A 4,162-nucleotide genomic window follows, 5' to 3' on the forward strand; every position below is an offset into this window, starting at 1 on the left:
CTTGGCCAGAAAAATGAGTCGTTCTCGCTGTTCTAAACTAAGTGGTACAGAAACAATTCGAGGCATGTGTGAACATCTGTTAACTAAAAAAACTTTTTCGCATGATTAGTTATTTTTGTCAACTTACGAATATGCGTTATATCGAAAAACATTAAATTTTTAATTAGTAATGAGAAAAGGAATAAACCATTCGATTTATTCCTCATAAAACACTTAATTTTTAACCATCTTATTAAAATCCCACCGATCAATCAGTAAAATTCCAATCGAAAAAACCAAAGCTAGAATCACACAACCCATCCAACCAAAATGCTGCCAGGCATATACTGCACCGAGTGAACCTATAGCTGCACCAGTAAAGTAAATCGTCATATACACCGCATTAATTCGCGAACGGGATTTAAGATCAATCCGATAGACCAAATTTTGATTGAGCACGTGAAATGCTGTTAAACCAAAATATGCCATGAGTACGCCAATCGCATAAATCACGATATTTTGCTGGGCAAAAAATAGAGGGATAGTTGAGAAAAACATCAAAGCAATACAGAGTTTTGCTACAAAGTTTTCTCTACCTTGTCCCACAATTTTACCCGACCAACTTGATGAATAAATCCCGATCACACCAAGCAAGCCAAACAGACCAATTTCAAAATCAGTAAAGTAATATGGCGCACTGCCTAAGACAAAAGTCATAGAGGTAAAAATCATCGACAAAATACCAAAACCCAAAGCACCAGCACAGGCACGACGAATCAGATGTGGATTATTTTGAGCAATGATAAACAACGAGCGGTAAATTCCTATCATTGTTAAACCTGCTTGCGGCGTCGTGTTCGGAAGTTTTTTCCACATGATCATCGCAAAACCTAAAGTGATGATACCACTGGTGAAATACACAGCATTCCAGGACCAATAGGTCGATACAAAGCCTGCAAATGTTCGCGATAAAATGATGCCCATGACCAAGCCGCTCATGAGTTTACCTACAGTGGCTGCGCTGGATTCGGGTGGGCTAATACTCGATGCAAAAGGAATTAGGACTTGTGCCGAAATTGCGCCAAACGTCGCACAAAGGGTAAATAGATACAGCGTGCTTAAGTTGCTACTTAACGATAATAAAATCTGAGAAAGAGCAGCAAAGACCATTAAGCTAACAATGAGTTTGCGCTTATTTAAAAAGTCACCTAGTGGGACCAAGAGCATTAAACCTAAAACATAGCCAATTTGTGCAATCACTACAGTCAAACCAGCTTCACTAGTGCTAATGCCTAAACCTTTTTCAATCGAATAGATAAGCGGTTGATTAAAATATGCTGATCCTGCGCATAGACCACAAGCAAGTGCCATCAATAAAACAAATTGTGATGACAATGGACTGATAGTATTCCTTTCCTTAGGATTTGACATAACAAAAACTCTGATTGCAAGAATTGCACTATATGAAGATGTTACGACAAGCAGAAATAACAAAAAACAACCAACTTAGCGTTGCGAGCTATATGTACATCAGACGATCAATTCAAGCTGGATTGTACTTTTAAAATTTTGATACAAGCTCAAAAAAAATCTGCTTGAAATGCATGATCTTCATGGAATAGTGAATAAATATAGTCGAGAAATGCTTTAAAATATGGCAGAATAGGCGGTTTTTAAAGTTTTTTAGAGGATTGGCATTATGCGCTTTGTTGATGAAGCAGTCATTACCGTAGAGGCTGGCGACGGTGGCAATGGCGTAGCCAGTTTTCGCCGTGAAAAGTTCGTACCATTTGGTGGTCCAGATGGTGGTGATGGTGGTCGTGGCGGCAGCATTTATATTCAGGCTGACGACGACACGAGTACCCTTGTAGATTATCGTTATACCCGTAAATTTCGCGCTGAACGTGGTAAAAACGGTGCTGGCGCAAACTGTGCTGGTCGTGGTGGCGAATCAGTTATTTTAAAAGTTCCTGTGGGAACAACCATTGTAGATAGTGAATCTGGCGACATTATTGGAGATCTGGTTGAAGACGGCCAGAAAGTATTAGTGGCACATGGCGGCCAAGGTGGTTTGGGTAATACCCACTTCAAATCATCAACCAACCGTTCTCCGCGTAAATGTACACATGGTACCAAAGGTGAATTCCGTGAAATCCGCCTTGAGCTGAAAGTACTGGCTGATGTTGGCTTGCTCGGCATGCCAAATGCAGGTAAATCAACCTTTATCCGTGCAGTCTCTGCAGCAAAACCAAAAGTTGCAGATTATCCGTTTACGACCATGGTACCTAACCTGGGCGTAGTGGATGCGGATCGTCATCGTTCATTTGTAATGGCGGATATTCCAGGTCTGATCGAAGGTGCGGCAGAAGGTGCAGGTCTCGGGATTCGCTTCCTGAAACATTTGGCACGTACCCGTATTCTGCTTCATATTGTAGATGTTCAACCGATTGACGGTTCAGATCCTGCTTACAATGCCAAAGCGATTTTGAATGAGTTGCAAAAATTCTCCCCAACACTTTCAAAATTACCGGTGGTATTGGTTCTGAATAAGGTTGATCAGCTTGCTGTAGATACTCGTGACGAATGGTGTAATCACATTCTTGAAGAATTACAGTGGGAAGGTCCTGTCTTTAAAACTTCAGGCTTAACGGCTGAAGGCACTAAAGATGTGGTGTATTACTTGATGGATCAAATCGAGCAGCAACGCGAACGCGAAGTTGAAGATCCTGAATACGCAGCAGAAATGAAAGAATTCCGTGATCAGCTTGAAGCTGAAACACGTGAACAAACGATTGCTGCGAAAGAAGCTTATCGTGAAATGCGTCGCGCTCAACGTCTGGGCGGCGATGACTTTGATGATGAATTTGAAGACGGTGATGATGAGGCAGAATCGTACTACGTACGTTAATTGCTGAATAAGTGTCAAAGCAAACAAGTCTGAGGACAAGATGATAGAAGTGGTAGATGGGCAACGTCAGCTCAAGGGTTGTAAACGTATCGTTGTTAAAATCGGATCATCACTACTCACAGCAAACGGAAAAGGGTTAGATCTGGATGCAATCTCGCATTGGGCGGGACAAATTGCAGAACTACACAATGCAGGACACGAGATCATTCTTGTGTCTTCCGGTGCTGTAGCTGAAGGGATGGTTCGTATGAATTTGGACAACCGACCCACAGATCTACCCAGTCTACAGGCTTGTGCTGCCATTGGTCAGATGGGCTTAATTCATACTTGGTCAAGCGTTTTAGAACAACGTTCTATTCGTACAGCTCAAGTTTTATTAACCCATGATGATTTGGCTGACCGTCGTCGTTATTTAAACTCTTGTGATGCCTTGCAGCATTTGATTGATTGGCGTGTGATTCCTGTGATCAATGAAAATGACACAGTGTCGACTGACGAAATCCGCTTTGGCGATAACGATACTTTAGCTGCGATGGTGGCTGGACAGGTTCATGCAGACCTCTTGGTGATTCTAACTGACCAAGAAGGCATGTTCGACTCTGACCCTCGTTCCAATCCAGACGCAAAACTGTTTCATACAGTACGCGCAATGGATGAATCATTATTCGATATGGCTGGTGGCGGCGGTAAATTCGGTCGTGGCGGTATGTTGACCAAAGTTCGTGCGGCACGTTTAGCAGCCAAGTCTGGTTGTCCAACAGTCATTGCGAGCGGCGATAGCGATAATGTGCTTTCACGTGTGATGGCAGGTGAATTACTAGGTACCTTATTCATTACGGACAATGACCGTGTGACAGCCCATCAACAATGGTTAGCTGCACATTTACAAACAGCGGGTCGTTTAGTAATTGATGATGGCGCAGTCAAAGCCATTCGTGATAATCACCGCAGTTTATTACCTGTCGGTGTGAAAGCAGTTGAAGGGCATTTTGAACGTGGTGATGTGGTGGAATGTGTCGATACACAAGGTCATCGTGTTGCCGTTGGTCGTGTAAACTTCAGTTCACGTTCGGCAGAAATCGTCAAAGGTTTGGCCTCCGATAAAGTTCATCAAGTTTTAGGGGAAGCCCGATCACTTGAAATGATCCATCGCAATCATATGGCAATATATTAGCAAAAACCTACCATAACCTAACATAACGTGAAGGCTTGATTCTGTAAGGGATTGAGCCTTTTTCTTGTGTGGTGTAATAACATGCAATAAACTACGATGGG

The 4,162-nt window shown here is 42.5% G+C and carries 3 protein-coding genes and 1 pseudogene; 2 read left to right on the top strand and 2 right to left on the bottom strand.

Going from position 1 to position 4,162, the window contains the following annotated elements; translation table 11 throughout:
• Both FTT94_RS16865 and FTT94_RS16210 read right to left on the bottom strand, forming a co-directional pair.
• Positions 1–66, bottom strand: a pseudogene (locus FTT94_RS16865) (helix-turn-helix domain-containing protein); the annotation flags it as partial.
• A 147-nt stretch (positions 67–213) separates the two neighbouring features.
• Positions 214–1,410, bottom strand: coding sequence for an MFS transporter (locus FTT94_RS16210; protein WP_180026330.1), 1,197 nt, complete (start codon positions 1,408–1,410; stop codon positions 214–216).
• A gap of 268 nt (positions 1,411–1,678) precedes the next feature.
• Here FTT94_RS16210 and cgtA point away from each other — a divergent pair, with 268 nt between their 5' ends.
• Both cgtA and proB read left to right on the top strand, forming a co-directional pair.
• Complete coding sequence (gene cgtA, locus FTT94_RS16215) at positions 1,679–2,887, top strand: Obg family GTPase CgtA (protein WP_180171116.1); 1,209 nt, start codon at positions 1,679–1,681, stop codon at positions 2,885–2,887.
• A 40-nt stretch (positions 2,888–2,927) separates the two neighbouring features.
• Entirely contained in the window at positions 2,928–4,061 is a 1,134-nt protein-coding gene (gene proB / locus FTT94_RS16220) for a glutamate 5-kinase (RefSeq protein WP_078191872.1), read from the top strand.
• Positions 4,062–4,162: the final 101 nt, after the last annotated feature.

It is taken from the genome of Acinetobacter sp. YH12027 (assembly GCF_013420085.1).
Taxonomy (GTDB): Bacteria; Pseudomonadota; Gammaproteobacteria; order Pseudomonadales; family Moraxellaceae; genus Acinetobacter; species Acinetobacter amyesii.